Annotated in this window: 1 protein-coding gene; it reads left to right on the forward strand. The window is 68.3% G+C overall.

What is annotated here, in order from left to right:
- On the forward strand, positions 1–6,053 hold a 6,053-nt coding region (locus ACZ5XS_RS45530), incomplete at both ends, for an amino acid adenylation domain-containing protein (protein WP_468661605.1).

Genomic DNA, 6,053 nt, shown 5'->3' on the forward strand with positions numbered 1-6,053 from the left:
TTCGTGAACACGCTGGTCATTCGGAGTGATCTGTCGGGTGATCCGTCGTTCGCCGAGTTGTTGGAGCAGGTGCGGGAGACCGGTCTGCAGGCGTACGCGCATCAGGATGTGCCGTTCGAGCGGCTGGTGGAGGAACTGGCGCCGGCCCGGTCCGCAGCACGGCACCCGTTGTTCCAGGTGATGCTGACGGTCCAGAACAACGAGCAGGCGGCGGTGGACCTGCCGGGGGTGCAGGCTTCTGGGCTGCCGGGGGTGTCGGCGGAGCGGGTTGGCGTAGCGACCGCGAAGTTCGACCTGGCCGTCACGGCTACCGAGGTGTTCGACGCGGACGGCGCGCCCCTGGGTCTGCGTGGCGTCGTGATTGCGGCCGCCGATGTCTTCGGCGCGGAGACGGCTGGGCGGTTCGCCGAGTGGTTCGAGAGGTTGTTGGGGGGCCTGGTAGCGGATCCTGACGCGGCGATCGGGGGTGTGGAGATTCTCGGCGCGGATGAGCGCCGAATGCTCCTGGACGAGTGGGCTGGTGGCAGTGGGGAGCTGGTTCATCGGGGGACGATCCCTGAGCGGTTCGAGGCGCAGGCCGCGCTTCGCCCTGATGCCGTCGCCGTGGTGTTCGAGGGACGGTCTTGGACGTATGGGGAGGTGAATGCGGCGGCGAACCGTCTGGCCCGGCATCTGGTGGAGAAAGGCGCGGGGCCGGAACAGTTCGTGGCGCTGGTTCTGCCGCGTTCGGCGCAGCTGGTCATCGCGGTGCTGGCAGTGTTGAAGACGGGGTCGGCGTATGTTCCGGTGGATCCGGAGTATCCGGCGGAGCGCATCGCCTTCATGCTGGAGGACGTCCGGCCGGTTGTGACGATCGGGCCGGATGAGGTGGATGTCGCCGGTTACGACGAAAGCAATCTCTGTGTGGGAGTGCTGCCGGAGCACCCGGCGTACGTGATCTATACGTCGGGGTCGACCGGTCGTCCGAAGGGCGTGGTCGTGCCGCACCAGAATGTGGTGCGGCTGTTGGGGTCGACGCAGCAGTGGTTCGACTTCGGGCCGGACGATGTGTGGACCCTGTTCCACTCGTATGCGTTCGACTTCACGGTGTGGGAGCTGTGGGGGGCCTTGCTGCATGGCGGCCGGCTGGTCGTGGTCCCGTATGTGGTCAGTCGTTCGCCGCGTGAGTTCGCTCAACTGCTGGCGGCCGAGCAGGTGACGGTGCTGAACCAGACGCCGTCGGCGTTCTACCAGCTGATGGTGGCGGAGCAGGACGACTGGTCGCTGCGGCATGTCATCTTCGGTGGTGAGGCGCTGGAGCCGGGCCGGCTCGACGGCTGGTTCGCGCGGCACGGTAACAGCGGGCCGCGGTTGGTGAACATGTACGGGATCACCGAAACGACGGTGCACGTCTCGTATCTCGAGCTGGACCAGGACGTGGCGGCCGGTGCGCGGGGCAGCGTGATCGGCGCGGCGATTCCGGACCTGCGCGTGTATGTGCTGGATGAGGGTCTGCGGCCGGTGCCCGCAGGTGTGACGGGTGAGTTGTATGTGGCGGGTGCCGGCCTGGCACGTGGCTATCTGAACCGCCCGGCGTTGACCGGCGCGCGGTTCGTCGCGTGCCCGTTCGGTGGAGCGGGCGAGCGGATGTACCGGACCGGGGACGTGGGCCGTTGGCTCGCTGATGGGCGGCTGGAGTATCTGGGCCGTGGTGACCAGCAGGTGCAGTTGCGCGGCTTCCGGGTCGAGCTGGGCGAGGTCGAGGCGGTTCTGGCTCGTCATGACGCAGTGACGGACGTGGCGGTCACCATCTGGGACGAACGCCTCGTCGCCTACGTGGTGATGGCCGGCGAGCATGCCGAGACAGGTGAGGTCTCTCGATCGCTCCGCGGCTTCGCGGCCGAGTGGCTGCCGGAGTACATGGTGCCGTCGGCGGTGGTGGTGCTGGACGTGCTGCCGCTGACGGTGAACGGCAAGCTCGACCGCAAGGCGCTGCCCGCTCCCGCCTTGAAGGCAGGCGGTGGCCGGGCGCCGGGGTCGGTGCAGGAGGAGATTCTGTGCCAGGCGTTCGCGCAGGTTCTGGGTGTGGACCAGGTCGGTGTGGACGACGACTTCTTCGTGCTGGGTGGCCACTCGTTGCTGGCGGTTTCGCTGGTGGAGCGGTTGCGTGGGCGGGGGGTGTCGGTTTCGGTGCGGGCGCTGTTCCAGACGCCGACGCCGGCCGGTCTGGCTGCGGTCGCGGCTCCGGAGGCGGTCGAGGTGCCCCCCAACCGGATTCCGGACGGTGCCGGTCACCTCACTCCCGACATGCTCCCCCTGGTCGAGCTGTCGGCTGTGGAGGTCGAACGGGTTGTCGCGACCGTCGAGGGTGGCGCGGCGAACATCGCGGATGTCTATCCGTTGGCGCCTTTGCAGGAGGGCATTTTCTTCCATCACCTGCTGGAGGCGGATGGTGGGGTGGATGCGTATGTGATGCCGCGGGTGATGGCGTTTGATTCGCGGGAGCGGCTGGACGCGTTCCTGGGGGCGTTGCAGCAGGTTGTGGACCGGCATGACATCTATCGCACGGCTTTCGTGTGGGAAGGATTGAGCGAGCCGGTCCAGGTCGTGGTCCGCCAGGCCGTCCTGCCGGTTGTTCCGGTGGAGCTGAGCTGTGTCGGCTCGGCTGCTGTCCAGGAGCTGATCGCTACGGCGGGGCCGGTGATGGATATCGGTCGTGCCCCGCTGGTCGACGTGCACACGGCGGCGCATCCGGCGGGTGAGGGCCGGTGGCTGGCCTTGCTGCGGATGCATCACCTCGTCCAGGACCACACCACGCACGATGTGCTGCTGGAGGAGATGGGCGCGTTCCTGTCGGGTCGAGAGGGATCGCTGCCGGAGCCGCTGCCGTTCCGGAACTTCGTCGCGCAGGCGCGGCTGGGTGTGTCTCGTGCCGAGCACGAGGAGTATTTCGCGGGGCTGCTGGGTGATGTGGAGGAGACCACGGCTCCGTATGGGCTGATGGATGCGCATGGTGATGGCAGTGGTGTGGTGCGCTCGCACCTGCCCGTGGATGAGGAGGTTGGCGTCCGGGTGCGGGAGGTCGCCCGTGGGCTGGGGGTGAGTGCGGCGTCGGTGTTCCATCTGGCGTGGGCGCGGGTTCTGGCCACGGTCAGTGGTCGTGATGATGTGGTGTTCGGCACGGTGTTGTTCGGGCGGATGAATGCGGGTGTGGGCGCGGACCGGGTGCCGGGGCTGTTCATCAACACGCTGCCGGTGCGGGTGCGGGTCGGCGCTGTGGGTGTGGGTGAGGCGTTGGAGGGAGTGCGTAACCAGCTGGCGGAGCTGCTGGTGCACGAGCACGCACCGCTGACGCTCGCACAGCAGGCGAGCGGCATACCCGGCGGCAGCCCCCTGTTCACCTCCCTCTTCAACTACCGCCACAGCAGGCGTCGCGCTGCCAGGCGTAACCCGGAGGCCGGTACCGCGCCCGGGGGCATCAGCACGGTCTCGATGCGTGAAGCGACGAACTATCCGGTCACGATGGCCGTGGAAGACCTTGGGACCGAGTTTGCTCTGACTGTGGATGCCGTCGGCTCGGTCGACGGGCAGGCGGTGTGCCGACTGCTGCACACGTGCCTGGACAACCTCGTCACCGCGATGGAGGACGACCCGGGCAGCTCGCTGGCGGCGGTCGACATCCTCGACGAGGCCCAGCACGACCAGCTCTTGGTGGAGTGGAACAAGACGGCGGTGGACGCCGACGTGTCGACGCTGCCGGGGTTGTTCGCGATGCAGGCGGCGCGGACTCCGGATGCGGTGGCGGTGGTGTTTGAGGCGCGGTCACTGACGTATCGCGAGTTGGATGCGCGGGCGAACCAGCTCGCACGCCTGCTCATAGCGCGCGGCGTCGGAGCGGAGGTCCGGACGGCGATCGCGCTGGAGCGCGGTGTCGATCTCGTGGTGGCGATGCTCGCCGTGGTGAAGGCGGGAGGCGTGTATGTGCCGGTGGATCCCGCATACCCGGCCGACCGGATCGGGTTCACCCTGACGGACGCCGGTGCCCGGTTGCTGCTGACCTCTGAGACTCTGCGCCCGGTGATGGGCGGTTTCGGGGTGCCGGTGATGGCGGTGGACGACCCGTCGGTGGCAGCCGAGCTGGCGGAGCTGCATGCTGCGCCTCTGGTGGAGCGTGTGCTGCCGGACCACCCGGCCTATGTGATCTATACGTCGGGGTCGACCGGTCGTCCGAAGGGCGTCGTGGTGACGCACCGCAACGTGACCGGGCTGTTCGCGCAGACACAAGGACTGTTCGGGTTCGGGCCGCAGGACGTGTGGAGCTGGTTCCACTCGTTCGCGTTCGACTTCTCGGTATGGGAGCTGTGGGGTGCCCTGCTGCACGGCGGCCGTGTGGTTGTCGTGCCGTTCGAGGTGTCGCGCTCGACGCAGGAGTTCTTCGCGCTGCTGGAGCGCGAGGGGGTGACCATGCTCAGCCAGACGCCATCCGCCTTCTACCAGTTGATGGCGGCGGCGGAGGAGCGGCCGGCAGCGGTGGCACGCCTGCGTGCGGTGGTGTTCGGTGGCGAGGAACTGGATCCGGGGCGGCTGGAGCCATGGTGGGCGCGCCATGGTGCGGGCGGACCGCGGATGGTGAACATGTACGGGATCACGGAGACCACGGTGCATGTGAGCTTCCAGGAACTGGCTGCTTCGGAGGCCAGATCCGGGAGCACCATCGGGCAGGGCATTCCCGGCCTCGGGGTGTTCGTGCTGGATGAGCGGTTGCGTCCGGTCCCGGTGGGTGTGGCAGGCGAGTTGTACGTCGCCGGGGGCCAGCTGGCGCGAGGCTATCTGGGTCGTGCGGCGCTGACGGGTGAGCGGTTCGTGGCGTGTCCGTTCGGCGGCGCGGGTGAGCGGATGTACCGGACCGGGGACCGCGCACGCTGGACGGCGGAAGGTCGTCTGATCTTCGCGGGGCGGGCCGATGCGCAGGTGAAGATCCGTGGTTTCCGGATCGAGCCGGGTGAGGTTGAGGCGGTGGTGGGCGCTCATGCGCTGGTCGAGCAGGTGGCGGTGGTGGTGCGGGAGGACACCCCGGGCGACAAGCGCCTCGTGGCGTATGTGGTGGGCAATGCGGCGGAGTCTGAGCTGAGGGACTCCGTGGCCGACCGGCTGCCCGCCTACATGGTGCCGTCGGCTTTCGTGGTCATGGGTGAGTTGCCGTTGACGGTGAACGGGAAGCTGGACCGTAAGGCGTTACCCGCTCCCTCCTATACGGCGGGTGGGGGCCGGGCGCCGGCATCGGTGCAGGAGGAGATTCTGTGCCAGGCCTTCGCGCAGGTTCTGGGCCTGGAGCAGGTCGGCGTGGACGATGACTTCTTTGCGCTGGGTGGGCATTCGCTGTTGGCGACGCGTCTGGTGAGTCGGGTGCGTGCGGTTTTGGGTGTGGAGGTGGGGCTGCGGACCCTGTTCGAGGTGCCGACGCCGGCGGGGCTTGCGGGCCGGTTGGGTCAGGGGGGTGTGGCGCGTCCGGCTCTGGTGGCGGGGGTGCGTCCGGAGCGGGTGCCGTTGTCGTACGCGCAGCGGCGGCTGTGGTTCATCGGCCAGTTGGAGGGCCCGAGCGCGACCTACAACATTCCGATGTCGTTGCGGTTGACCGGCCGGCTGGACCGGCAGGCGCTGGAGGCGGCGCTGCTGGATGTGCTGGAGCGGCATGAGGTGCTGCGGACAGTGTTCGCGGTGGCGGACGGAGAGCCGTATCAGCAGATCCTGCCGGTCGAGGAGTGCGGCTTCGAGCTGGCCGTCGCCGAGGTGAGTGAGGACGAGCTCGGCGGTGCGGTGGCGCAGGCGCAGGCGTATGCCTTCGATCTGGGTGCTGAGATTCCGCTGCGGGCGAGCCTGTTCGGGGTGGGTCCGGATGAGCATGTGCTGGTCGTCGTGGTGCATCACATTGCGGGTGATGGCTGGTCGATGGGGCCGTTGGCGCGGGACGTCTCGCTGGCGTATGCGGCGCGGTGTGAGGGTCGGGTGCCGGTGTGGGATGCGTTGCCGGTGCAGTATGCGGATTATGCGTTGTGGCAGCGGGAGTTGCTGGG

This window comes from Streptomyces sp. NPDC033131 (assembly GCF_055578365.1).